A 24,497-nucleotide genomic window follows, 5' to 3' on the forward strand; every position below is an offset into this window, starting at 1 on the left:
TGATTCCCCGGGGGATCGGTGGGGGGTCGGGTTCGTGTCGCCACGGTAGTCATGGTCGTACGGAACGGAGTCGCCGTTTCCCACGTCGGCCGCGAGTTGCAGAGTGCGACTTGCTGTGGTGGGCCCCGGGGCACCGCCGTTGACCACCGGTTCCGCCGGGGCCCCGGCCAGGATCGCGTCGCCCGACGGTGGATTGAATTCACCCGATCGTGCGCCACCGGTGGGGCCGATTCCGGCCAGGAAGCCCAGGAGGGACACCGCGTCCCCCAAGTAGGCGCGGACCGTGTGGGGGGAGTGCCCCCGCTCGTGGGTCAGGTGGCGCTCGTACTCGACCAGCGCGACCCGCACCGGCCCGGGCAGCCGATCCCGGACCGCGAGCAGGTCCACCCGGGTACCTCGACGAGGAGCGCGCGCCACCCCCGCCACGCTGAGGCATACCCCCGACCGGGTCAAGCATCGCCACGCCTTTCCGGCCCGAACATCAACTCCTTCCGCCTGTCGTCAGTACGTGGATCCTGGGTGTGGGCGCTCGCGAACCGACCTCGGAGCCTGTGCTGCGGGCTCACGCGGTCGTGCTCAACCACCCTTCCTCGGTTTGGGTGGCCAGGCCGGTGAGTTCGAGTTCGGGCAGCAGCGCCCGGACCCGGTCGAGGGGCACGCCGGACTGGTGGGACAGGTGTTGCGGGGTGTGCGGGGTCCTGCGGTGCAGGGCGTCGTGGACCTGGATGGCCTGCGGGCCCAGGCCATCGGTCGGACGCGGTGGCGGGGACTCCCGCTCGGCCAGTTCGCCGATCGTGCCGATCGCCTCGAGGATGTCCGGGACCGAGGTGGCGACGGTGGCGGTGGCGGCCCGGATGAGGTCGTGGCAGCCCTGGGACATGGGCGAGCTGACCGAGCCGGGGACGGCGAGGACCGGCTTGCCGAGCGCGGCGGCGGAACTGGCCGTGTTGCGGGCACCGCTGCGGCGCCCGGCCTCCACGACCACCGTGCCGACGGCCAGAGCCGCGATGAGCCGATTGCGGACCAGGAACCGGTACTTGGCGGGCGTGGTGCCCGGCGGGTACTCGCTGACGATCGCCCCGGCGCGGGCTATCCGGCTCAGAAGCGCCGTGTGGGCGACTGGGTAGCCGACGTCGGCGCCGCAGGCGAGCACCGCGACCGTGAGACCCTCCGCGGCGAGCGCGCCGCGGTGGGCGGCGCCGTCGATGCCGAAGGCGGCTCCGGACACTACCGTGACGGACTGCTGGGCGAGGTCGTAGGCGAACTCCGAGGCCGTGTGCTCGCCGTACGGGGTGGCCGCTCTGGCACCCACGATCGCCACGGACCGCTGCATGACCTCATCGAGGCTCGCCGGACCCCGGACCCACAGGGCCAACGGCGGCGCGGCCCACCGCATGCCCCGCGCGCGGGCGTTGTCCAGCGACAGCAGCGGCCAGGCAGGCCACTCGTCGTCCTCGGGGACCACCAGCCGGATCCCGGCCTGCCCCGCCCTGGCGAGGTCCTCGGCCGCGAGGTCGTGGCCCGCCCGCGCGGACGTCTCGTCCCGGATGGCGTCGGGGACATCGCCCGCGCGCACCAACTCCGCCGCCCGGACCGGCCCGACTTCGCCGACCAGCAACCCCAGGGCCACCGCGGGCGGCTCGGCCACCCGGGACAGGTACGCCCGAGCCAACCGGATGTCATCCACGGCCCCTCCCCCGCCTCACCCGACGCCGGGAGAGCACCAACGCCACCCGCAGCACCCCGGAACGGGTCCGCACCACACGCCACTCGCCCGCGAAGGGGATCGACGGCGACAACACACAACTCATGAGAAGTCCTTTGATAGGGGGAGACAAACTCAGGCAACCTTGCGTTCACGGAAGTTCAACGCGGCGACGACGTGGTCGCGGGACGGTTCCGCCGCACCCGCCAGATCGGCGAGCGTCCAGGAAACCCGCAGGCACCGGTCCGCGCCGCGAGCGGTGATCGCACCCGTGGAAAGCGATCTGTCCAAGAGCGCGGTGACGTCTTTCGGTAACGCGAACTCACGGCGGAGATCCGGGCCGGGCACCTCCGCGTTGGTCCGCCACCCGTGCGCCGCCCAGCGCCGACCGGCCCTGGCCCGCGCCTCCCCCACCCTCGCCCGCACGGTCGCGGTGTCCTCCGGCGCCGAGTCCAGGCTGAGCGACATCGCGGTGACCGGCCGCATCCGCACCCGGATGTCCACCCGGTCGAGCAACGGCCCGGACAACCGCGAGATGTAGCGCCGCCGAACCTGGGGCGGACAAACACAATCCAGATCCCGCGGCGGCGCGCACGGGCAGAGATTCGTCGCCAGGACAAGCTGGAACCGCGCCGGATAAACCACAATCCCATCGCGACGCGCGAGCCGGATCTCCCCCTCTTCCAACGCCGTCCGCAACGCCTCAAGTCGATCAGAGGCGAACTCGGCAGCCTCATCCAGGAAAAGGACGCCGAAGTGGGCTTTGCTGATCCCACCGGGTTTCGCGATACCCAGGCCGCCGCCGACGAGTGCGGCTATGGAGGCGGTGTGGTGGGGAGCGAAGAAGGGGGGCGCGGTGACCAGTGGCGAGTCGGCGGTGAGTGAGCCCGCCACCGAGTGGATCGCGGTGACCTCAAGGGCTTGGTCCGAGGACAGCACCGGGAGCAGACCGGGGAGGCGTCGGGCGAGCATGGTCTTGCCGGTGCCGGGCGGCCCTGCCAGCAGGACGTGGTGGCCACCGGCGGCGGCGACCTCCAGCGCCCAACGGCCCTCCGGCTGGCCGACGACATCGGTCAGGTCCGGTTGGTCGATGGGTGGAGACGCGACGAGAGGGCCGGGGTGGCGCAGCTCGACCTGCTCGCCGCGGGCCCAGGCGACGACCTCGGTGAGGGTGTCGGCGCCGAGGACCTCCAGGTCGCTGACCAGGGAGGCTTCCGGAAGGGCAGGCGTGGGCACGACAGCTCGGCGCAAGCCTGCGCGCCGAGCGGCCAGCAGGCACGGCAGGACACCCTTGACGGCGCGGAGACGGCCGTCCAGGGCGAGCTCGCCGAGCAGCGCCGTGTCCGCGAAGGCGTCGCCGGGGATCTTGTGGTCGGCGACGAGCATGGCGACGGAGAGCGCGAGGTCGTAGCCCGATCCGCCCTTGGGGAGCGCGGCGGGCGACAGCGCGAAGGTGACCAGCTGGTCCGGCCACTCCAGGCCGCTGTTGCGGATGGCCGCCCGAACCCGGTCCTTCGCCTCGTTCAACGCGGCGTCCGGAAGCCCGACGATCTGCGTCCGGGGCCGACCCCCGCCGATGTCCGCCTCGATCTCGACGGGCACCCCGTCGACACCGGCCAGCGCCACCGACCACACCCGAGCGAGCACCATCACCGCACCCCGCAGCGGCGCCGGGCGGCTGAGCCGTCAACGCGACGGGCCGAGTTCGACGGGAGTCCAGGGCCCGAGGCGGCGGACAGGGCGCCACCGGGAACGGGCGTCGGCCGAACGCGGCCGGACACCCGCGCACCGCCGAGCAACGGTGCTAGATCGACACCGGACCGCGAAACGGATGGCTTGACCCCACTCGACGTCGACATCGACCGAACACCGCCGGGTATCGGCGCTCGTGTCCGACGACGGGCATAGCCGGTCGACGGCGGTGAAGCCGACCGTCCGAGGGACCTGGCGGGACCGGGCACACGGGCCGGGGCGGCATGCCGTGCGTGGGTGAGCGCCATCAGAGGACTCCGCGCAGGTGGTGGATCGTCGGCGGGCCCTGGCGGGGGACGAGGACGGAGATGATGTCGAAGCGGAGGGGGGTCGGGGGGAGGCCGTTGTCGAGGCGCCAGCGGTGGGCGAGGGTGCGCAGGCGGCGGGCCTTGGACTCGGTGACGGACTCGGCGGGGGTGCCGTGGTGGGTGGTGGTGCGGGTCTTGACCTCGCAGATCACGATGCGGCCCTGGTGGTCGCAGATGATGTCGAGTTCGCCGAGTTCGCAGCGCCAGTTGCGGGCCAGGATGGTGGCGCCGTCGCGTTCGAGGTGGTGGGCGGCGATGTCCTCGCCGTGGGCGCCTAGGCGCAGGTGGGTGGCCATGCGGGAGCTCCGAGTCCGTGCGGTGGACGAGCACGGCGGGAGTGCCGTGTCACCATCGACGGTGCGGGCTGGGAGTGGGACGTGGCCAGGGTGGATCCGCGGCGGTGGACAACTCGGGGGGTTGGGGACAACTCACCCCGGCGACCAGGCCCTGGTCACCGGGGTGGTGGTGGTCGGCTCAGCCGCCGAACGGGCCGTCCTCCGGCAGCCGCAGGTCGGGCTTGTCCAACTCCTCGACGTTGACGTCCTTGAAGGTGATCACCCGGACGTTCTTGACGAACCGGGCGGGCCGGTACATGTCCCACACCCAGGCGTCGGACATCCGCACCTCGAAGTAGACCTCGCCGTCGGCGTCGCGGACCTGCACATCGACGCCGTTGGCCAGGTAGAACCGCCGTTCGGTCTCGACCACGTAGGCGAACTGCCCCACGATGTCGCGGTACTCCCGGTAGAGCTGCAGCTCCATCTCGGTCTCGTACTTCTCGAGATCCTCCGCGCTCATCTGCCGCGCGCCCCTCCTGGTCGTGACCTGTCCCGCCCGCTACTGCGGGGGTCCACCATTCTGGACCACGGCGGTCGCCGCCACACTCAGCGCCACCCGGTGTGGCGCGCGCAAGCCGTGGGCGACCCCCGCTGCGGCGACGTTGGCGTAGGACCAGCGGTGCTCGTGGCTCGGCCCGTGCTCGCGCAGCGCGCGCGTGTGCAGGCCCGTGCAGTACCCCTTGTGCACGTCGAACGCGTACTGCGGCAACTCGTCGTGCATCGCGGCCATGATCCGGTCCCTGGTGACCTTGGCCAGCACGGACGCGGCCGCGACGCAGGCGGCGGCCTGGTCGCCCTTGAGGACCGGTGTGCTCGGCGCGGTGAGGCCGGGCACCCGGAACCCGTCGACCAGGACGTAGCCGGGGTGGGTGGAGAGCCGGGCCACCGCGCGGCGCATGCCCTCGATGTTGGCGAAGTGCACGCCGGTCGAGTCCACCTCGGCGGCGGGGACGACCACCACGGCGTGGTCGACGGCGCGGGCGCGGACCAGGTCGTACATCCGGTCGCGGGCCGCGGCGGTCATCAGCTTGGAGTCGGTGAGCCCGTCGAGCCGGGAGGCGTCACCGGGTCGTAAGACGCACGAGGCGATGACCAGCGGTCCGGCACAGGCTCCGCGACCGGCCTCGTCGACCCCGGCGACCGGGCCGAGTCCGCGCCGGTGCAGGGCGGTCTCCAGACCCCAGGTGCCGGTGTCGCGGCGCAGCACCGCGCGCGGTGGCCGCAGCGCCCCCTCCAGCACCCCCGTCACCCGTTCCCCTTCCGTCGCGGTAAGAGCCCACGCGACCGCCTGATCAGCCACAACGTCGGCCAAGCAGCGGCTATCCCCACTCCCGCGGGTAGGCCTGCCTGCCACGCCGGGGCTGACAGGGCCTGGGGGTTGTGGTCACCAACCCCCTGCCACCGCGAGGGCGGCAGGATGATCGCGCGCACCTTGCCGATGACATTGTCCACGGGCACCAACCCGTTCTGACCGCCCCCACCCTGAACGCGGGAGTCGGCGGAGTTGCCGCGGTTGTCCCCCATGACGAACAGCTTGCCCTGCGGCACCGTCACCGGCTTGAACTCGTCCTGCTGCTGGTTGCGTTCCGGGTCCCAGTAGATGTAGGGCTCGTCGAGCGGCTTGCCGTCCACGAGGACGTGGTTGGCGTCGTCGCAGCACTCCACGGTCTGGCCGCCGACCGCGATGACGCGCTTCACCACGTCGTCCTCGTCGGGCGCCGCGAAGCCGAACTTCGCCCCCACCCCTTGCAGCCACCGGACGAAACCGTTGTCGGAGCGGGCGGTCACGAACTCCGAGCGGTTCCACGTGTCGGGCCTGCCGAACACGACAACCTCACCCGGCTCGGGTTCACCGAACGCGTAGACGAGCTTGTCGACGACAACGCGGTCGCCGTAGCAGCCAGGGCAACCGTGGAGCGTCTGCTCCATCGACTCGGAGGGGATCACGAACACCCGCGCGATGAACGACTGGATGATGATCGTCAACACCAGCGCCACACCGATCAGGATCGGCAGCTCTATCCAGAACGGGCGCTTCTTGCGCTCCCGCTTGGGTTTCGGGCGCTCCTCGCCTTCGAGGTTCTCTTCGTCTTCAGGCGTCTTGGGGCTGTCGGACACCGGCGGGGCCTACCCAGCGCTCTTGTCAGTGCCGCGCGTCAACGCCGCACGCAACCGCCTACCGAGCCACAACGTCGGCCACGCGGCCGCGATCCCGATCCCCGCGGGTAGGCCTGACTGCCACGCAGGGGCAGAGAGCGCCTGGGGGTTGTGGTCGCCAACGCCCTGCCACCGCGACGGCGGCAGGATGATGTAGCGGGCCTTGCCGATGACGTTGTCGACCGGGACGAACCCGTTGCTGCCACCGCCGCCCTGGATGCGCGAGTCGGCGGAGGCGTTGCGGTTGTCGCCCATGACCCACAGCATCCCGGCCGGGATGGTGATCTTGTCGAACTTGCGCTGCTCCTCGGCGCCGTAGCTGCTGTTGATGTACGGCTCGTCGAGCGGCTTGCCGTCCACCAGCACGTGCTGCTGGGAGTCGCAGCACTCCACGGTCTGCCCGCCGACCGCGATGACCCGCTTGACGACGTCCTCGTTGCTCGGCTCGGCGAGGCCGAACTGGGAGCCGAAGTCCTGCAGCCAGGCCACGACCGCGTTGCCCGAGCGGGTGGCGGGCCCGTCGGCGTCCCAGGTGTCCGGGCGCTTGAACACCACCACGTCACCCGGCGCGGGGTCGCGGAAGTAGTAGACGACCCGGTCGACCAGGATCCGGTCGCCCTCGCAGCCGGTGCAGCCGTGCAGGGTCTGCTCCATCGACTCGGACGGGATCACGAACACCCGCGCGATGAACGACTGGATGATGATCGTCAACACCAGCGCCACACCGATCAGGATCGGCAGCTCCACCCAGAACGGGCGCTTCTTCTTCGGCTCCGGCCCGGTATCGGTGGCCACCGCCCCGGTCACCGCCGCCTCGCCCGCTGGTGTCGAACTGTCCGGTGTCGCCTGGGATGTGCTGGATTCGGCCCTGGCGTCCGGTTGCGCGACGTCGAGGTCCTCGGTGCCGCGTCCGTCCCCTGGCACGACACCGTGTGCGTCCGACAAGCTACTCAGCCTTCCTTGGTGTGAGTGCGTCCTTCACGCGGCGGCTCAGCCACAGCACCGGCCAGGCCACCGCCAGACCGACCCCGAGCGGGACCCCCTGCTGCCAGCCCGTGGCGGACAGCTGCGGGCCTGCCTGCGGGTTGTGGTCGCCGATCCCGCGCCAGCGCGACGGCGGGAGCACGATGTAGCGGGCCTTGCCGATGACCTTGCCCAGCGGCACCACCCCGCGCACGCCGCCCCCACCCTGGAACCGCGAGTCGCTGGAGTTGTTCCGGTTGTCGCCCATCACCCACAGCGTGCCCTCGGGCACGGTAACCCGGGCGAAGTCCTTCTGCGAGTTGGGGTTGCCGTTCTCCCAGTAGATGTAGGGCTCGTCGAGCGGCTTGCCGTCCACCAGCACCCGGTTCTGCTCGTCGCAGCACTCGACGGTCTGCCCGCCCACGGCGATGACCCGCTTGACGAAGTCGCGCTCGTCCGGTGGGGCGATGCCGATGAACGACCCGGCGTAGCGGAACGCGCGGGTGAACGCGTTGCCGGTGTCCTCGGTGGCGGCGTCGTGCTCGGTCCAGGTGTTGGGGCCCTTGAACACGACGACGTCGCCGGGGGTCGGGTCGCGGAAGACGTAGACGACCTTGTCGACGAACACGCGGTCGCCGCTGCACCCGGGGCACCCGTGCAGCGTCTGCTCCATCGACCCGGACGGGATCGAGTAGACGCGGCCGATGAAGTGCTGGATCAGGAAGGTCAGCAGCAACGCGACGCCGACCAGGGTCAGGATCTCGCGCCACAGCGGCTGCCTACGCGGCGGACGGCGGTGACGGCCCCCCTTGGGGCGCTCGTCGGTCTTCACCCGCCTGCGCCTGGAGCCCTTGACCGGGATCTCTTGCGCGCGAGCACGTACACGCGGGATGAGCGCGGTCAGGTCGACATCGGGTACGTCTGCCGCGGGCTTGGCCTTGGCGGCTTCCTCGGCCTCTTCGACTTCCCAGTCCGGCGGCTCCACCAGCTCCGAGATCTGCACGGACGGCCCGACAGGCGCCTTGGTGCGCGGAGGCGGCGTGGGCACTACCGCGGGAAGGGAGGGCAAATCGGACCGCGACGGCATCTCCGGACGCGGCTGGGGGGTCACCGGGGGCATGTCGTGCCGAGAGGACTGACCGGCGACAGGTAGGTCTGACCGTGACTGTGAGTCCGGTCGACGCTGGGGGCCGACGACGGGGAGATCCGACCTTGAGCCACCGGGCAGGCGGGGCGGGGGCGGATCTGTCCGCGTGGGCGAGTGGGTGGGCCGCGAAACCGGGATCGTCTCGTCGGTGTCGTCGATCGGCACCATCCCCGAATGATGCTCGCCCGGGCCGCGCGGCACATCACCAACACGGGGTGGCGGCTGGCTGCCGCCCGGACGGGTGTACCCCGGGGCGCGGTGCTCGGCGGCCGGGGCCTCCGGGACCCACGGCGGGGGCTCCTCGGCCAGCGGGGCGCCGAACCAGAACTCCGGGTCGGCCGGGGCCACCTCGGGCAGCGCCGGGACCTCGGGGACCGGCGGCTTGCGCCGGATCGGCTCGGTGCGGTTGTCCCGGGGAACCGGCTTGCCGTTCACCCGGGACCCGTTGACCGGCGTCCCGTTGACCTTCGCGGGCTTGCCAGGTGCCTGACCGCCCGGTGCCTGCTTGGCCGCGGGAGAGGTGACGGGCGTGCCGTTCACCAGCGGCGCGTTGGCGGGGGCGCCGTTGACCCGGTGCCCGTTCACCCCGCGCTTGCTGATCGGCTCCGTGTGCTGGATGCCCTGGTCAGGCTCAGGGGGGCGCACCGGCTCACGGGTACGGTCGACCGCCTCCCGACGGGAGTGCTCCGACTCTGCCACGGCGTCCGGTGGCACACGGTGAGGAGGGCGGTCGACCACGCAGTCGAGCGTACGTGAGCGGGTGTGCTGACCGCGTCAGGAAGCGGTCTGCGGCTCCCGCTTCTCCTTGATCTTGGCGGCCTTGCCGCGCAGCTCACGCAGGTAGTACAGCTTCGCGCGGCGAACGTCACCTCGGCGGGCGACCTCGATCTCGGCGATGTTGGGGGTGTGCACCGGGAAGGTGCGCTCGACCCCGACACCGAAGGAGACCTTGCGGACGGTGAAGGTCTCGCGGATCCCGCCACCCTGACGACGGATGACGACGCCCTGGAAGACCTGGACGCGCGAGCGAGAACCCTCGATGACGCGAACGTGGACCTTCAGCGTGTCACCCGGGCGGAAGTCCGGGATGTCGGAACGCAGCGACTTGGCGTCCAGGGCATCCAGGGTGTTCATCGGTAGTCCGTCCTCGTCTTCGTCACGATGCTCGTACGTCCCGGCCAGGGCGGCATCGTGCCGATCTACCTGGCTCGGGTGGGCTTGTGAGCCGCGCCGGGGGCGCGTCAACCCGGAAAGTATGTCAGACGGGGTCGCCGGACCCGAAATCGGCCCCCGCACGCAGGGTGTCGAGGAGTGCCCGATCGTGTTTGTCCAGGCTGCCGGGGGGCAGCGCGGCGAGCAGGTCGGGCCTGCGCTCGACGGTCCGCTCCAGCGACCGGTCGCGCCGCCACCTGGCGATCGCGGCGTGGTTGCCCGAGCGCAGCACGTCCGGCACGGCGCGGTCGCGCCACACCTCGGGCCGGGTGTAGCTGGGCCCTTCGAGCAGGCCGTCGGAGAAGGAGTCCTGCTGCGCGGAGACCGGGTTGCCCAGCACGCCGGGCAGCAGCCTGGCCACCGCTTCGACGATGACCATGACCGCGACCTCGCCGCCGACGAGCACGTAGTCGCCGAGGGAGACCTCGTCGACGCGCATCCTGGTGGCGGCGTCGTCGACGACCCGCTGGTCGATGCCCTCGTAGCGGCCGCAGGCGAACACCAGGTGCTCCTCGGCGGCGTACTCGTGCGCCATGGCCTGGGTGAACGGCCGTCCCGCGGGCGTGGGGACGATCAGGCGCGGCGTGGAGCCCGCGGCGACCTCGTCGAGCGCCTCGCCCCAGACCTGGGGCTTCATGACCATGCCGGGGCCGCCGCCGTACGGGCTGTCGTCGACCGCCTTGTGCACGTCGTAGGTCCACTTGCGCAGGTCGTGGACGCCGATGCTGATCAGCCCGCGGTCGATGGCGCGCCCGAGCAGCGCCGCGCGCAGCGGCTCCAGGTACTCGGGGAAGATCGTGACGACGTCGACGCGCACTACTCGATCAGGCCTTCCGGCGGGTCGAGCACGACCCGGCCGCCCGCGATGTCGACGGTCGGCACGATCTCGCGCACGAACGGGACCAGGACCTCGTCGCTGTCGCGGTCGATGACCAGGGTCTCGCCGCCCGCGCCGTGGCTGATCTCGCGGACGACCCCGACGACGGTGCCGTCGAGCAGCTCGGCGGTGAGGCCCTCGAGCTGGTGGTCGTAGAACTCGTCCGGGTCGTCGATGGGCGGCAGGTCGGCCGTGGAGGCCAGCAACAGCGCGCCCCGCATCGCCTCGGCGGCGTCGCGGTCGGGGACCTCGGTGAAGCGGACGAGCAGCCGCCCGGCGTGCTGCCGGGCGGCTGACACCGTCAGCTGGTGGTGCGTGCCGTCGCGCAGCCGCGCGGTCACGGTCGCCTCGAGGGCGAACCGCAGCCGCGGGGTGTCCGTGCGCACGTCCACGGCGAGCTCGCCGAGGATGCCGTGCGCCTTGGCCACCCGGCCGACGACGACGAGGTCGGGCTTGTCCATGGTCGACACCGTCAGTGGTCGGTGTCCACCACGTCCACCCGGATCCCGCGACCGCCGACCCCGGCCATCACGGTCCGCAGGGCGGTCGCGGTGCGGCCGCCCCGGCCGATCACCTTGCCAAGGTCCTCGGGGTTGACGTGCACCTCGAGGGTGCGGCCGCGCCGGGTGGTGACCAGCTCGACCTGCACGTCGTCCGGGTTGTCGACGATGCCGCGCACCAGGTGCTCGAGGGCGTCCGCGAGGGCACTCACTCGGCCGCGGCCTCCGCCTCGGCGGGGGTGTCCTCGGCGGCCTTGCGCGGCGCGGACTTCTTCTTCGGGGTCGTCGCCTCGGTGCCCGGGTCGTCGCCCGCGGCCTTGAGCGCGGCCTCGAACAGCTCCTGCTTGCTCGGCTTCGGCTCCTTGACCCGCAGGGTGCCCTCGGTGCCCGGCAGGCCCTTGAACTTCTGCCAGTCACCGGTGACCTCGAGCAGGTGCTTCACCGGGTCGGTCGGCGTGGCGCCGACACCGAGCCAGTACTGGGCCCGCTCGGAGTCGACCTCGATGAGGCTCGGCTCCTCCTTGGGGCTGTACCGGCCGATCGTCTCGATCGCCTTGCCGTCGCGGCGGGTACGGGCGTCGGAGACGATGATGCGGTAGTACGGCGCGCGGATCTTTCCGAGGCGCTGCAGCTTGATCTTGACGGCCACGGGTAGGGGTGCTCCTCAAAGCTCTCGTAATGCGGTGCCGGGCGCGGCGGTCCCGTGTGGGGCTCGGGAACGCGCCCGAAGGTTTCGGGTGTCACGGCACGGTGAGAGGGTCCGGCCACGACGGACAGCCGCCAATTCTGCCAGACGGGGTGCCGGAACGAGAACTCGCGGGGGTCTAGGGCGTGAACGGGGCGAGTGTGACGCCCGCTTCCGCCAGGGCCTGGCGGACCGCGCGCGCGTGGTGGACAGCGCCAGGGGTGTCCCCGTGCAGGCACAGCGACCGCGCCGGTAGGGCCAACACCGTGCCGTCGACCGCCACGATCTCCCCGGTCTGTGCAAGGCGGACAGCGCGTTCGACGACAGCGGCGGTGTCAGTGAGCAGCGCCTCTGGGGTGCCGCGCGGGACGAGAGTCCCTTCGGGGGTGTAGCCCCGGTCGGCGAAGGCTTCCTCAACGCCCGAGGATCCCGCGGCGGCAAGTAGGCGTGACCCTGGCAGGCCGAGCACCGGTAGGTCCCCGAAGGCGCGGACGCCCGCGACGACGGCCTTGGCCTGGGCGTCGTGGTGCACGGTGGCGTTGTAGAGGGCGCCGTGCGGTTTGACGTAAGAGACACGGGTACCTGCGGCTCGGGCGAACGCCTCTAGAGCCCCGATCTGGTAGAGCACCTCGTCGGCGAGGCGGTCGGGTTCGACGTCGATGAAGCGGCGGCCGAACCCGGCGAGGTCACGGTAGGACACCTGGGCGCCGACCGCCACTCCCCTGGCCGCCGCGGCGACGCAGACCGCGCGCATGGTCGGGGCGTCCCCCGCGTGGAACCCGCAGGCGACGTTGGCGGAGGTCACCACGTCGAGCAGGGCGTCGTCGTCGCCGAGCCGCCAGACGCCGAAGCCCTCGCCGAGGTCGCTGTTGAGGTCGAGCGCGCTCACGAGTGCATCACGCCGAGGCTGATCAGCAGGACCGCGAGCGCCGGGGTGAAGTTGTTGACCTGGTGGGCGACGATGCTGGCGCCGAGGCGGCCGCTGCAGAGCCTGGCCAGCCCGATCGGCACGCCGATGACCAGCAGCAGCGAGGTGCGCAGCGGCTCCAGGTGGCTGACCGCGAAGATGGCCGTGGTCAGCGCGAACACCGCCCAGCGGCCCCATTGCAGGCGTTCGAGCGCGCCCCACAGCAGACCGCGGTAGATGATCTCCTCGAACAGCGGGCCGACCAGCCAGACATAGAGGAACAGGGTGATCGCGGCGGCGACCGGCATGGTCTGGTTGTCGACCAGCCTGCCCAGCGACGAGGTGGCGTCCTGCTCGCCGACGACGCGGGTCCAGATCGCGGCGGCGACGGTGGTGCACACCAGCCCGATGAGGCCGAACTTCAGGCCGACGCGCAGGTCGTCGCGGTTGTAGGACCAGCGCAGGTCGATCTTGGGGCCGTTGCCGCGGATCCGGGTGACCAGCAGCGTCGCCAGGGTCGCCAGCGCGGTGGGGACCATGGTGCCGACCAGGATCACCGCGATCGAGTCGGTGGAGTCCGGGCCCGCCAGGCCGATGAGCGCGTTGATGACCACGGCGGAGAGCACGAACACGGCGAAGACGAACAAGAAAGCGCCGAAGCCCCACTTGTGGTCGCGGCCGGGGTCGGTAGCGGGTTCAGGTGGTGACTCCGCCGCTGTCGCGGCGGTGGGGTCACCGGGCGGAGGTGGTGCCATCGCGTTCCCCCGTCAGTACGTCCGATTCCTGCGGTTCGCAGAGACTAGTCGGAGCGATCCGGGCCGCCAGGCCGGATCACCCGACGATCCTGCCTCTCAGGATGATCCTCTTCGGGCTTCGCAGCACTTCCAGATCCTTGCGCGGGTCGGCGTCGAAGGCGAGGACATCGGCGGCGGACCCCTCGTCCAGAGCAGACCACCCCAGCCACGACCTGGCGCCCCACGAGCCCGCCGCGATGGCGTCCTCGGCGGACATCCCGGCCCGGTGCAGCGCGGCGATCTCGTCGACGACCCGGCCGTGGGCGATGCCGCCGCCCGCGTCCGTGCCCGCGTAGACGGGCACCCCGGCCTCGACCGCGGCGGCGACCATCGCACCCGCGCGGGCGTGCAGGTCGACCATGTGGCCGGCGTAGGCGGGGTACTTCGTCGCCTTCGCCGCGATGCCGGGGAAGTTCTCGATGTTGATGAGCGTGGGCACGAGCGCGGTGCCGCGGCGGGCCATCTCGGCGATGACGTCCTCGGTGAGGCCCGTGCCGTGCTCGATGCAGTCGATACCCGCGTTGACCAGGCCGGGCAGCGCCTCTTCGCCGAAGACGTGCGCGGTGACCCTGGCGCCCGCGGCGTGGGCTACCGCGATCGCCTCGACGAGGATCTCGTCCGACCACAACGGGGCCAGGTCGCCGCGATCGCGGTCGATCCAGTCGCCGACGAGTTTGACCCAACCGTCGCCGTTCGCGGCCTGCTCGGCCACGGCCGCGGGCAACTGCTCCGGGTCACCGACATCGGCGCCCAGGTGCGGGATGTAGCGCTTAGGGCGGGAGATGTGCCTGCCCGCGCGCACGATCCTCGGTAGGTCCAGGCGCGTCTGAAGCGAACTGGTGTCGATAGGGGAACCGCAGTCCCGCAGCAGCAGCGCGCCGGAGTCGCGGTCGACCTCCGCTTGCGCGGCGGCCGTGTCCAGGTCCACCGGCCCCTCGGGGCCGATGCCGATGTGGCAGTGCGCGTCGACGAGGCCGGGCAGCAGGTAGCCCCCGTCGACGACGGTCTCCGCTCCCGGGACCGGTGTGGTCCGGACCCGGCCGTTGACGATCCACAGGTCGCGTTCGTCGTGGCCGGGGAGGACGACCCCGCGCAGGTGCAGCGCGGTCACGGCTTCTTGGGGAACTTCAGCCGCGACGGGTCGAAGCCGGGAGGCAGCCCGTCGAGACCGCCGAGGCCGGGCGGGAGCTGGTTGAGGCCGGGCGGCATCCCGGACACGTCGGGGAAACCGCCGGGCAGCCCACCGGGCAACCCGCCGCGGTTGCGCGGCGGCGTCGGGCCCTTGCCCTTCTTCCCCTTCTTGCCCTTCTGCTTGCGCTGGTTGGCCCGGCCGCCGGGCATGCCGAAGCGGCCCGCCATCTGCTGCATGACCTTCTTGGCCTCGAAGAACCGGTTGACCAGGTCGTTGACGTCGCGGACCTGCACGCCGGAGCCGTTGGCGATGCGCAGCCTGCGGGACGCGTTGATCATCTTCGGGTCCTGGCGCTCGGCCGGGGTCATGCCGCGGATGATCGCCTGCAACCGGTCGATGTGCTTCTCGTCGACCTGGGCCAGCGCGTCCTTCATCTGGCCCGCGCCGGGCAGCATGCCGAGCAGGTTGGCGATCGGGCCCATCTTGCGCACCGCGAGCATCTGCTCGAGGAAGTCCTCCAGGGTCAGCTCGCCGGTGCCGATCTTGGCGGCGGCCTTCTCGGCCTGCTCCTGGTCGAAGTGCTGCTCGGCCTGCTCGATGAGGGTGAGCACGTCGCCCATGCCGAGGATGCGCGAGGCCATCCGGTCGGGGTGGAAGGCGTCGAAGTCCTCGAGCTTCTCACCGTTGGAGGCGAACATGATCGGCGCGCCGGTGACCTCGCGGACCGAGAGCGCGGCACCACCGCGGGCGTCGCCGTCGAGCTTGGTCAGCACGACGCCGGTGAAGCCGACGCCGTCGCGGAAGGCCTCCGCGGTGGTCACCGCGTCCTGGCCGATCATGGCGTCGACGACGAAGAGGACCTCGTCGGCGGCCACCGCGGCCTTGATGTCGGCCGCCTGGCGCATCAGCTCCTCGTCGACACCGAGCCGACCGGCGGTGTCCACGACGACGATGTCGTGCTGGCTGCGGCGGGCCTCGTCGATACCGCGCCTGGCCACGTCGACCGGGTCGCCGACGCCGTTGCCCGGCTCGGGGGCGAACACCGCGACCCCGGCGCGCTCGGCGACGACCTGGAGCTGGGTGACCGCGTTGGGGCGCTGCAGGTCGCAGGCCACCAGCAGCGGCGCGTGGCCCTGGTTCTTGAGGTAGCGCGCGAGCTTGCCTGCCAGGGTCGTCTTACCGGCACCCTGCAGACCGGCGAGCATGATCACCGTCGGCGGGGTCTTGGCCAGGTTCAACCGCCGGGTCTCGCCGCCGAGGATGGCGACGAGCTCGTCGTTGACGATCTTGACGACCTGCTGGGCCGGGTTCAGCGCCCCGGAGACCTCCGCGCCCTTGGCCCGTTCCTTGACCTTGGCGATGAAGGACCGCACGACGGTCAGCGCGACGTCGGCCTCCAGCAGCGCGATGCGGATCTCGCGCGCGGTGGTGTCGATGTCGGTTTCGCTCAGCCGCCCCTTGCCCCGCAGGTTCTGCAGGACCGAGGTGAGCCGGTCGGAGAGGGTGTCGAACACGGGTGCGGCACTCCAGCCTTGCGGGTCGGGTCGGTCGGCCGTGCTCGGCACGGCCACACCCCGAGGGTAGTCGGCCCGGGGGTGGTACCGCCCGGACGTCCTCGTTCTGACCATCGGGTGGCCTGTGGACAACTCCGCGCGGCCGCCGCCGAACCGGTGCTAACTTGCCGCCCGGACATCAACCGCGACTGGGGGAAAGCCATGGTGGGAAAGGGAAACACGGCGGCGCGCGTGCCGGGAACGCTCGTGTCAAGACTGCTCGTCACCACCGGTGTCCTGCTCGGCGTCGCCTGCGTCGCGGTGTTCGCGGCGGTCCCGCCGGTGCCGAGATATCTGGTGCTCGCGGTGGCGATCGCGATCGGGTTCGGCGTGCTGCGCTCCGGGCGGATCGCGGCCACCGCGGGCGCCGAGGTGGCGCGCGGGGTCGGGACATCGCTCGTGCTGCTCGGCGCGTACCTGCTCGGACCGGTGCTGGTCTCCAGCGCGAAGCCCGACCAGTCCGACACGGGCGCGACGCCGCTGTCCCCGATGGTGGTCGTGGTGTTGACCTTCTTGCCCGTGCTCGCGTTCTTGCTCAACTTCGCGGCACAGGGCATGCGGGCGGCTGTTGTCGGTGTCGGGATCGTTGTCCCTACCGCGATCGTGACCGCGATGGTCGCGGCCGAGGCCAGCAGACTCGCGGTGGCGCTGACGATGCTGGTTCTGGCGCTGCTCGCGGTCGGCGTCGTGGTGCGGTCGGGGCCGGACTCGCCGTGGAGCACGGTGGGGATCACGGCAGGTGCCCTGGCCGCGACGGCGGCGGTCGGCACCGGGCTCATGCCGCTGGGGCTCATCACCGGGTCGGGACTCGGGCGTGGCGCCAACCGGCACCTGCCGCCCGGGGTGCTGATCGTGACCCTCGTGGCCGGGCTGGGGTTGGCCGCGCTGTTCGGCGTGATCGCGATGCTGCGGCGCGACGCGGCGGGCGGGCTCGTGGTGGGGTGCGCGGTCGCGGTGCCGCCGCTGGCGCTGCTCATCCGGCCGCCGCGCGGCGGGGTCGAGGTGGTGCTGGCCCTGGTGCCCGCGGCGGTCGTGGTCCTCGCGGTACTGGGGATCTTGCTGCGACCCGCGTTGGCCGCGGCGAGTTGGCTGGCGGGGTGGTTGCGCCCGGGCGGTGGGACGACGCCGGGGGCGCTGGCCGCCGTCGCGGGGACGGCGGCGGTCTCGTTCACGACCCAGGCGCTGCCGGTGCTGGGGTGGTCGTACTGGGTGCAGGGGTCGGTCACGCTCGTGGTGTGCGCGGGCGCCACGGTTCTCGCGATCCGATTACCCGGCGTGCCCGGGGCGGTGCTCGCCGGTGTCGTGCTGGTGGGGTTGGCGTTGACCAAGCCGGTCAGCCAACTGTTCCTGCTGAACGAGCGGTCGGGTCTGTCGCCGCTGAGCCTGGCGGCGGCAGTGGGGCTGGTCGTGGCGGCGGGCGCCGCGTGGGCGCTGGTGCGCGCGCACCGGCGGCCGGGGGTGGTCGCGGCGGCGACCTACCTGCTGGTGGGGCAGGTGGCGTTCGTGCTGTGGTGGGCGCACATGCCCGCCGGGTTCGGGCCTGGCGTGCCGATCACCGGCGCGACACCGGTGCTGGTCCTGTTGGCGCCGGTGGTGCTCGCGGGGGTCGTCGGGCTCGTGCTCGTGCAGCGGGGCGCGCTCGCCCACGGGCAGGCCGTGCTGGCGGTGGCGTTGGGGGTGATCGGGTTCAGCATGCTGGCCACGCTCGGCGGGGCCTTCGGGCGCGTCGAGTCGCGCGACGCGCTGCGCGGGTTGGCCCCGTTGACCCCCACGGACACCTGGGGCGCCTCCCGGATGATCGACGAGGAGTCCCCCTGGGCGCTCTGGGGTGCCGTCGCGGCTCTCCTGCTCGTGGTGGCGGCGGCGCTGACGACCGTGCGCAGGCCCAGCGCGGCAGTCACGGCCGGTGTGGTCCTGGCCGGGCTCTTCACCGCCGAGGTCGCACTGGTGACCGCGTCCAGGATCGGCGGCACGGCCCTGGCCGACCTGGTGATGGGGTTCGCCATCGCCGGAACGGCCCTGGGCTCCGCGACGGTCGTCGCCATCAGGTCCCCGCGGCGGCAGCAACCGTGAGACCCCCGGGAATGAGGCCCGACCCCTCGAACGGGCCCCACCCGGGGGCTGCCGCACCGAGTGGGGGTGGGTGGACGCCCTCCCCGGCATCAACCCCGACGGCGTGACCCGTCGTGCTCGGCGCGACGGGTGAAGTCTCGCGGGCGCGGGCGGTTCCGGCACAGCGTGAGGGCACCCGGGTGAGGGTGGGTAGGACTACTCAGCCGCCCCTGGGCAGGTCAGCAGCGCCGAAGCGCGGCGGTCGCACGACAGCGGATCAACGAACAGCGGCGACGAGAAACCGCCGGGTCGAGAACCAGCGGGCTGGAGGAACAGCCGGGTCAAGGAACGGCGGGATCGAGAACCACCGGTTCCAGGAACGGCCGGAGTCGAGGACAGGGGTTGGAGAACTACGGACTGGAGAAACAGCAGGGTCGAGGACAGCGGGATCGAGAACCAGCCGGGTCCAGGAACCAGCGGAGTCGAGGAGGTGGGGTCAGCGGGCGGCGTCGAGGACTCGGTGTTCGATGTGGGTTCGCCAGTGGGGGGTCGCGGGTGGGGTGAAGCCGAAGGCGTCGACGGCGGCGGTGCCCAGGGTGGTGGCTCGGGTCCACTTGACGTCCACACCCTCAGACTCCAGGGCGGTGGCGACGCTGTGGAGTAGGCCTATGCGGTCGGTGGCGCGGAGTTCGAGGACGACCGCGCGCGGGTCGGGGCCGCCTGCCTCGTGGTCGAACCAGAGGACCTTGGGGGCTGGGGCATCGGTGGCGCGGCCGCCGTAGTCGTGTTCCTTGGCGGCGAGTTTTTCCGCCAGGGGCAGGGAACCGGAGATGGCGCGGGTGAACTGCTCGCGCAGGAGGGAGGGGTCGGGCAGGGAACCGAAGCGGGGGGTCACCGCGAACACGCCGACGGCGATGCCCGCGTGGGTGGCGACCGTGGCCGCGTGGACCTGCAGGGAGTTGAGCGCGAGGACGCCCGCCGCGCGGGAGAGGACGCCGGGGCGGTCCACCGTGGCCAGGGTGACGGTGGCGGCCTGGCCCGCGCCCTCGAACAGGACGTCCGGGCGGCCGGTGGTGGCGACCGACTCGGCGAGGGCGCGCTGGGCGTCGTCGAGCGGGTCCGGTTGCGGCAGGGTGCCGCCCGCCATCGCGGTCCGGCAGTGCGCGACCAGGTCGGCGACCAGCCTGGCCTTCCACTCGGTCCACACACCGGGGCCGGTGGCCAGGGAATCGGCCTCGGCCAGGGCGTGCAGCAGCTCCAGCAGCACCGGGTCGCCGCCGAGGGTGTCGACGACCCGGTGGATGGTGGTCTCGTCGTCGATGTCGCGGCGGGTGGCGGTGTGCGGGAGCAGCAGGTGGTGGCGGACCACGGCGGCCACGATGTCCACATCGGACTTGGGCAGCCCCAGCCTGGTGCCGACCTGGGCGGCCAGCGCGGCGCCGACCACCGAGTGGTCGCGGTCCCTGCCCTTGCCGATGTCGTGCAGTAGCGCGCCGAGCAGCAGCAGGTCGGGCCGCGACACGGAGGTGACCAGGCGGGCCGCGGTGACCGTGGTCCGCACCAGGTGCCGGTCGACGGTCCACACGTGCGCGGCGTCGCGGGGTGGCAGGTCGCGGACCGCGCCCCACTCGGGGAACAGCCGCGCCCACAGTCCGGCGCGGTCGAGGGCCTCGACGACATCGGTCAGCCCCTCCCCCGCGCCCAGCAGCGCCACGAGGTCTTGGCGCACGTCGGCGGGCCACGGCGCACGCGGCTCCGGCGCGGACTCGCTGAGCCGGGCCAGGGCGGCGGGGGCGATGGGGTGTCCGGTGCGGCCCGAGGCGGCGGCGACCCGCAGCAGCAGGCCCGGGTCCTTGGCGGGGTCGGCGTCCCTGGCCAGGGCGACCTCGGTGCCGTGCAGGACGACACCCTCGTCGAGCGGGCTGCGGGCCGGGGCGCGGAGCAGGACGCCGAGGACGCGGCGTGGGGACGAGTCGGCGCCGGTGGAGCGGAGCGCGACGTCGAGCGCGTAGGCGACCGCGCGACCGGCGCCGGACAGGGCCCTGGCCAGCGCGAACCGGTCGGTGAGGCCCAGCGCCGAGGCGACCTCGTCGCCGTCCTGGGGGCGCAGCACGTCGCGGGGCCGCCGGGCGATGCGGCGCAGTTCGGTGCGGGTGTCGAGCAGCAGGGTGTGCGCGGCGGTGACGTCGGCGTCGGGGCGGTCGACGAGTTGGGCGAGGGCCAGGGCCCGCAGGACGTCGACGTCGCGCAGGCCGCCGCGGCCGTGCTTGAGGTCGGGCTCCACCCAGTGCGCCACCTCGCCCGCGCGCGACCACCTGGCCCGCACCGACTCGACCAGCTCGCCGAGCCGTGTGCGGGCGCCGGAGCGCCACCGGTCGCGGGCGGAGGCGGCGAGCCGGGCGGTGATCTCGGCGTCGCCAGCCAGGTGCCTGGCGTCGAGCAGGCCCAGCGCGGTCCGCAGGTCACCGGAGGCGACCTCCAGGGCCTCGCCGACCGTGCGCACCGAGTGGTCGAGGCCGATGCCGGAGTTCCACAGCGGGTACCAGAGCCGCTCGGCCAGGTCGTCGACCCTGGTGCGGCCGTCGTGGGCGAGGACGAGGTCGAGATCGGAGTAGGGCACCGGCTCACGCCTGCCGAGGCCGCCGACCGCGAACAGGGCGACGCCGCCGCCCCTGCCGCCGATCCCGGCCCGGTCCGCGTGCGCGGTGAGCCAGAACTCGTGCAGGTCGGCCAGCGCCTCGCGGAGCGCGGCGGGGGTGAGCCGGTGCCCGGCGGCGGACCGGGGACCCGCGGCGGCGAGCAGCCGGTCGCGGGCGAGCAGCAGGTCCGCCGCCGCCGGGGTGGCTGGGTGGCCGGGTGCCATCCGCTAGATCGCGTCCGTCCCGCGCTCACCGGTGCGGACCCGGACCACGGTCTCCACCGGCGTCACCCAGACCTTGCCGTCGCCGATCTTGCCGGTGCGGGCGGCCTCGACGACGGCGTCGACGACCTTGTCGCTGGTGGCGTCGTCGGTGAGCACCTCGACGCGCACCTTGGGCACGAAGTCCACCGAGTACTCGGCGCCGCGGTAGACCTCGGTGTGGCCCTTCTGCCTGCCGTAGCCCTGCACCTCGCTGACGGTCATGCCGAGCACGCCGAGCTGTTCGAGTGCCGCCTTCACCTCGTCGAGGGTGAACGGCTTGATGATCGCGGTGACCAGCTTCATGGTCCTCAGCCTTCCTTGCCCGCGGTCGTGGGGACCTTGCTCGCCAGCACGTCCGCCGTCCTGCTCAGCGACGACCCGCCGCCGCGCAGGCTGGAGAACTCGTAGCCGCTCTCGGCGTGCTCGGCCTCGTCGATGCCCGCCCGCTCGGCGTCGGTGGCGACCCGGAAGCCGATGGTCTTCTGGATCAGGAACCCGATGCCGAGGGTCAGCACGAACGAGTAGCCGAGCACCGCGACCGCGGCGATCGCCTGCTTGCCGAGCAGGTCCAGGCCGCCACCGTAGAGCAGGCCGTCCTTGCCCGCCGGGTTCACACCGGTGGTGGCGAGCAAGCCGATCATCAGGGTGCCGACGAGCCCGCCGACCAGGTGAACGCCGACCACGTCCAGGGAGTCGTCGAACCCGAACCGGTACTTGAGGCTGACCGCGAGTGCGCACAGGACGCCCGCGACGAGGCCGATCAGCAGCGCGCCGAGCGGGCTGACGAACCCGGCGGCCGGGGTGACGGCGACCAGACCGGCCACCGCGCCCGATGCCGCGCCCAGGGTGGTGGGCTTGCCGTCGCGGAACTGCTCGACCAGCAGCCAGCCGAGGACCGCGGCGGCGGTGGCCGCGGAGGTGGTGACGAACGCGACGCCCGCCAGGTCGCTCGCGCCGAGGGCGGACCCGGCGTTGAAGCCGTACCAGCCGAACCAGAGCAGGCCCGCGCCGAGCAGGACGAACGGGAGGTTGTGCGGCCGCATGGGCTCGCGCGGCCAGCCCTTGCGCTTGCCGAGCACGATGGCCAGGGCGAGACCGGCGGCGCCCGCGTTGATGTGGACGGCGGTGCCGCCCGCGAAGTCGAGCGCGCCGAGCTTGGTGGCGATCCAGCCGCCGACGAAGTCGACCCCGGTGAAGCCGTTGAAGTCGAACACCCAGTGCGCCACCGGGAAGTACACGATGGTGACCCACACGGCGATGAACAGCGTCCACGCCCAGAACCTCGCCCGGTCGGCGATCGCGCCCGAGATGAGCGCCGCGGTGATGACGGCGAACATGAGCTGGAAGACGACGAAGACCAGGTGCGGGATCTGGTGGCCGTCGACCCAGGGGGCGTTGGGGTCGGTGGGCGCGGTGCCGACGACGGTGCTGACGACGCCCTTGAGGCCCGCGAAGTCGAACCCGCCGAGCAGCCCGCCGCCCAGGTCGTCGCCGAAGGCGAGGCTGTAGCCGTAGAGCACCCACAGCACGGTCACCACCGCCAGGGCGATGAAGCTCATCATCATCATGTTGAGCACGCTCTTGGCCCGCACCATGCCGCCGTAGAAGAAGGCGAGTCCGGGGGTCATGAGCATGACGAGCGCGGCACTGACCAGTACCCAGGCTGTGTCTCCTGCGTTCACATCGTCCTCCCGTGAACTGTTGATTGCCGGGAAGCATCGGGGGGTGCTGTTTCGCGGAGTGACGCCGCGCGTTTCGCGCGGGTGAACTACCTACTCGCGGGTGTTACGGCCAGGTTTCTCTCACGAGTGGTGAGCGGTCGGTAACGGGTAACGTGGTCGGCGATGAGCGGGGTGATCGAGGTCTACGTCGCCGTGGCCACGCGGCTGCCCTATCACGTCGGCGCCGAGACCTCCGGGCTCACGCCGACGCCGGTGGCGCTGGCGACCGACGTCGGGTGGGTCGCCGAGCAGGTCCGCGCGGCGGGGCGGATGTACCGGTGCGGGGACCTGCCGGTGCTGGGCGTGCTCTGGTGGTACTCGGCGAGCATGATGCTGCCCGCGCCGACGGTCGAGTCGCTGGTGGTGACCGGGCTGGCGTTGGACCCGGCGGCGGTGACCCTGCACCTGCACGACGACGGGCGGATCCTGGCGGCCACCTCGGACTCCCTGTGCCCCTCCCCCGGTGTCGCGGTGGGCGCGGTGTTCGAGTCGGTGATCGAGGCGGTGGCCGAGGTGACCGGGGCGAGGGTCCCCACGCTGTGGGCGGTGGCGACGGACTCGTTGGCGAACCGCGTGTTGTGGTCGGGGGGAACCAAGGAGATAGCGCTATCGCTGGCGGAAGATGTCCCGGAGTTGGCTACTCCGCGCTTTGTCAACGTCAACGGTCGCGATTACGTCCGTCGCGGATCTTGTTGCCTGATCTATGAGGCGACCGGCGGACCTAAGTGCGTCTCTTGTCCCCGTCAGCTTCCCGAGGAGAGGTTGGCGAGGCTCTCCGCGCTGTGAGTCTCCAGCCGGTGGGAGAACACGGCGGCGTAGCGCGAGACGAGTTGCGCCGGGTGGATGTCGACTCCCTGCGGGAACCCCAGCGCTAGAGAGCGCCGCACCTGCTTGTAGTGCCTACGCCAGCCTTCGACGACGGCGTCTCCTACCGGCAAGAGGGTGGTGGGGCTGTCGCAGAGCCGGACACCGCTACCGGCGGCGCCGATGAGGATCGCGTGCCGGGCGAGGTCGCAGACCGGGTGGTCGACGTCGGCGTCGGTCAGCCCGCAGGTCGCGGCGTAGGTGTCGGCGCCGAACACGAGCCCGGACACCCGGCCCTGGCCCGCCGCGATCAGGGCGGGCACCGCGCACCGGCCGCTGTGGTCGAGCACGGCGCGCGCGGTGTCGACGCCGATCTCGAAGCGCAGCGCGCCGTCCGGCAGGCCGAGCCTGCGCTCCAGGACCTCCAGCAGGCCCACCATCACCCTGACCTGCTCGGTCCAGGTGACCTCGGGCAGCGTCAGCGTGACGGGCCTGCCGAGCGCGGTGATCGACAGGTCGAGCGAGCGGACCGCGCGGCGGAACGACTCGGCGGTGCCGAACGAGCGGACCCGGAGGCCGGACTCGGCCAGGCACCAGCGGCCGAGCAGGTCGGCGGCCCTGGCGGCGTCGGCGTCGCCGGTGTCGTGTTCGCGGCGGGCCAGATCGATGCGGACGTCCTCGACCGGGTCGGCGGCGAGTTTGCCGCGCACGCGCTCGTACACGGTGGCGGCGAGCGCGGCGGGGATGCCGACGATCCCGGCCAGCGCGGCCGGGTCGGGCGCGTGCTCGGCGAGCGCGGCGGCGGCCAGGGCGCCCCAGCGGGCCGGGAGGTCGTCGGTGGCGTCCTGGACCGGGACCAGGCAGGTGTGCGCGGGTTGTCTGGCGACGGCCCGGCTGTCCACGGGGGACGCCTCCGGCGCGGTCTCGGCCAGGGTGGCGACGAGACCGGCGATCAGGGCGCCGTCGAGGGTCGTCCGCATGTGTCCAT

General features: G+C 72.2%; 23 protein-coding genes. 2 read left to right on the forward strand and 21 right to left on the reverse strand.

The window, feature by feature from the left end; all coding sequences use genetic code 11:
• Positions 1-562: 562 nt before the first annotated feature.
• The 17 genes from dprA to ffh all read right to left on the reverse strand — a co-directional run bounded on the left by dprA (position 563) and on the right by ffh (position 15,991).
• Positions 563-1,687 carry a DNA-processing protein DprA gene (gene dprA, locus BMY07_RS09195; protein WP_092776534.1) on the reverse strand — a complete coding sequence of 375 codons (1,125 nt, stop codon included), beginning with the start codon at positions 1,685-1,687 and terminating at the stop codon, positions 563-565.
• Between the two features lie 153 nt (positions 1,688-1,840).
• Positions 1,841-3,355 carry a YifB family Mg chelatase-like AAA ATPase gene (locus tag BMY07_RS09200; RefSeq protein ID WP_092776536.1) on the reverse strand — a complete coding sequence of 505 codons (1,515 nt, stop codon included), beginning with the start codon at positions 3,353-3,355 and terminating at the stop codon, positions 1,841-1,843.
• Positions 3,356-3,704: 349 nt separating this feature from the next.
• On the reverse strand, positions 3,705-4,061 hold the full coding sequence (locus BMY07_RS09205) for a YraN family protein (protein ID WP_092776538.1): 357 nt from the start codon (positions 4,059-4,061) through the stop codon (positions 3,705-3,707).
• A gap of 178 nt (positions 4,062-4,239) precedes the next feature.
• On the reverse strand, positions 4,240-4,563 hold the full coding sequence (locus tag BMY07_RS09210) for a DUF2469 domain-containing protein (protein ID WP_075976606.1): 324 nt from the start codon (positions 4,561-4,563) through the stop codon (positions 4,240-4,242).
• A 39-nt stretch (positions 4,564-4,602) separates the two neighbouring features.
• A complete protein-coding gene (locus tag BMY07_RS09215; protein ID WP_092776541.1) occupies positions 4,603-5,352 on the reverse strand; it encodes a ribonuclease HII in 750 nt (249 codons plus the stop codon).
• Positions 5,349-6,221 carry a signal peptidase I gene (gene lepB / locus BMY07_RS09220; protein ID WP_092776543.1) on the reverse strand — a complete coding sequence of 291 codons (873 nt, stop codon included), beginning with the start codon at positions 6,219-6,221 and terminating at the stop codon, positions 5,349-5,351. The genes BMY07_RS09215 and lepB (BMY07_RS09220) overlap by 4 nt, the downstream gene beginning before the upstream one ends.
• 9 nt (positions 6,222-6,230) lie before the next feature.
• Positions 6,231-7,184: a signal peptidase I gene (gene lepB, locus BMY07_RS09225; RefSeq protein WP_425426253.1), complete on the reverse strand. Its 954-nt coding sequence runs from the start codon at positions 7,182-7,184 to the stop codon at positions 6,231-6,233.
• 22 nt (positions 7,185-7,206) lie between these two features.
• Positions 7,207-8,055, reverse strand: a complete 849-nt coding sequence (gene lepB, locus BMY07_RS09230; protein WP_245782319.1) for a signal peptidase I — start codon at positions 8,053-8,055, stop codon at positions 7,207-7,209.
• 1,089 nt (positions 8,056-9,144) lie between these two features.
• Entirely contained in the window at positions 9,145-9,504 is a 360-nt protein-coding gene (gene rplS / locus BMY07_RS09235; RefSeq protein WP_018682038.1) for a 50S ribosomal protein L19, read from the reverse strand.
• A 124-nt stretch (positions 9,505-9,628) separates the two neighbouring features.
• Positions 9,629-10,399, reverse strand: a complete 771-nt coding sequence (trmD, locus tag BMY07_RS09240; protein ID WP_092776547.1) for a tRNA (guanosine(37)-N1)-methyltransferase TrmD — start codon at positions 10,397-10,399, stop codon at positions 9,629-9,631.
• Positions 10,399-10,920 (reverse strand): ribosome maturation factor RimM, encoded by a 522-nt coding sequence (rimM, locus tag BMY07_RS09245; RefSeq protein ID WP_092777290.1) that lies wholly within the window; start codon positions 10,918-10,920, stop codon positions 10,399-10,401. The genes trmD and rimM overlap by 1 nt, the downstream gene beginning before the upstream one ends.
• Before the next feature lie 11 nt (positions 10,921-10,931).
• Positions 10,932-11,171 (reverse strand): RNA-binding protein, encoded by a 240-nt coding sequence (locus BMY07_RS09250; protein WP_092776549.1) that lies wholly within the window; start codon positions 11,169-11,171, stop codon positions 10,932-10,934.
• The gene (gene rpsP / locus BMY07_RS09255; protein ID WP_092776551.1) at positions 11,168-11,608 is read right to left on the reverse strand and encodes a 30S ribosomal protein S16; all 441 of its coding nucleotides are present in this window, start codon (positions 11,606-11,608) and stop codon (positions 11,168-11,170) included. Before rpsP ends, BMY07_RS09250 begins: the two co-directional genes overlap by 4 nt.
• Before the next feature lie 175 nt (positions 11,609-11,783).
• Positions 11,784-12,533 carry a LamB/YcsF family protein gene (locus tag BMY07_RS09260; RefSeq protein WP_092776553.1) on the reverse strand — a complete coding sequence of 250 codons (750 nt, stop codon included), beginning with the start codon at positions 12,531-12,533 and terminating at the stop codon, positions 11,784-11,786.
• Positions 12,530-13,306 carry a CPBP family intramembrane glutamic endopeptidase gene (locus tag BMY07_RS09265; protein WP_092776555.1) on the reverse strand — a complete coding sequence of 259 codons (777 nt, stop codon included), beginning with the start codon at positions 13,304-13,306 and terminating at the stop codon, positions 12,530-12,532. The genes BMY07_RS09260 and BMY07_RS09265 overlap by 4 nt, the downstream gene beginning before the upstream one ends.
• Positions 13,307-13,382: 76 nt before the next feature.
• The gene (locus tag BMY07_RS09270) at positions 13,383-14,456 is read right to left on the reverse strand and encodes an amidohydrolase family protein (RefSeq protein WP_177215506.1); all 1,074 of its coding nucleotides are present in this window, start codon (positions 14,454-14,456) and stop codon (positions 13,383-13,385) included.
• The gene (ffh, locus tag BMY07_RS09275) at positions 14,453-15,991 is read right to left on the reverse strand and encodes a signal recognition particle protein (protein ID WP_092776557.1); all 1,539 of its coding nucleotides are present in this window, start codon (positions 15,989-15,991) and stop codon (positions 14,453-14,455) included. The genes BMY07_RS09270 and ffh overlap by 4 nt, the downstream gene beginning before the upstream one ends.
• 246 nt (positions 15,992-16,237) lie before the next feature.
• Between ffh and BMY07_RS09280 the strand changes: the two genes are divergently transcribed.
• Positions 16,238-18,103 carry a hypothetical protein gene (locus BMY07_RS09280; protein WP_092776559.1) on the forward strand — a complete coding sequence of 622 codons (1,866 nt, stop codon included), beginning with the start codon at positions 16,238-16,240 and terminating at the stop codon, positions 18,101-18,103.
• Between the two features lie 475 nt (positions 18,104-18,578).
• Here the strand turns inward: BMY07_RS09280 and BMY07_RS09285 are convergent, their stop codons facing one another.
• From BMY07_RS09285 to BMY07_RS09295, 3 genes are read right to left on the reverse strand one after another with little or no spacing between them, the layout of a single operon-like run.
• On the reverse strand, positions 18,579-20,945 hold the full coding sequence (locus tag BMY07_RS09285) for a [protein-PII] uridylyltransferase (protein WP_092776561.1): 2,367 nt from the start codon (positions 20,943-20,945) through the stop codon (positions 18,579-18,581).
• 3 nt (positions 20,946-20,948) lie between these two features.
• Positions 20,949-21,287 (reverse strand): P-II family nitrogen regulator, encoded by a 339-nt coding sequence (locus BMY07_RS09290; RefSeq protein WP_092776563.1) that lies wholly within the window; start codon positions 21,285-21,287, stop codon positions 20,949-20,951.
• Between the two features lie 5 nt (positions 21,288-21,292).
• A complete protein-coding gene (locus tag BMY07_RS09295; RefSeq protein ID WP_218150648.1) occupies positions 21,293-22,618 on the reverse strand; it encodes an ammonium transporter in 1,326 nt (441 codons plus the stop codon).
• 210 nt (positions 22,619-22,828) lie between these two features.
• Here BMY07_RS09295 and BMY07_RS09300 point away from each other — a divergent pair, with 210 nt between their 5' ends.
• Positions 22,829-23,491, forward strand: coding sequence for a (2Fe-2S)-binding protein (locus tag BMY07_RS09300; RefSeq protein WP_143073414.1), 663 nt, complete (start codon positions 22,829-22,831; stop codon positions 23,489-23,491).
• Here BMY07_RS09300 and BMY07_RS09305 read toward each other — a convergent pair.
• Entirely contained in the window at positions 23,449-24,489 is a 1,041-nt protein-coding gene (locus BMY07_RS09305; protein WP_092776565.1) for a DUF6986 family protein, read from the reverse strand. The genes BMY07_RS09300 and BMY07_RS09305 overlap by 43 nt on opposite strands.
• Between the last annotated feature and the right edge of the window lie 8 nt (positions 24,490-24,497).

Source organism: Actinokineospora terrae, from assembly GCF_900111175.1.
GTDB lineage: Bacteria > Actinomycetota > Actinomycetes > Mycobacteriales > Pseudonocardiaceae > Actinokineospora > Actinokineospora terrae.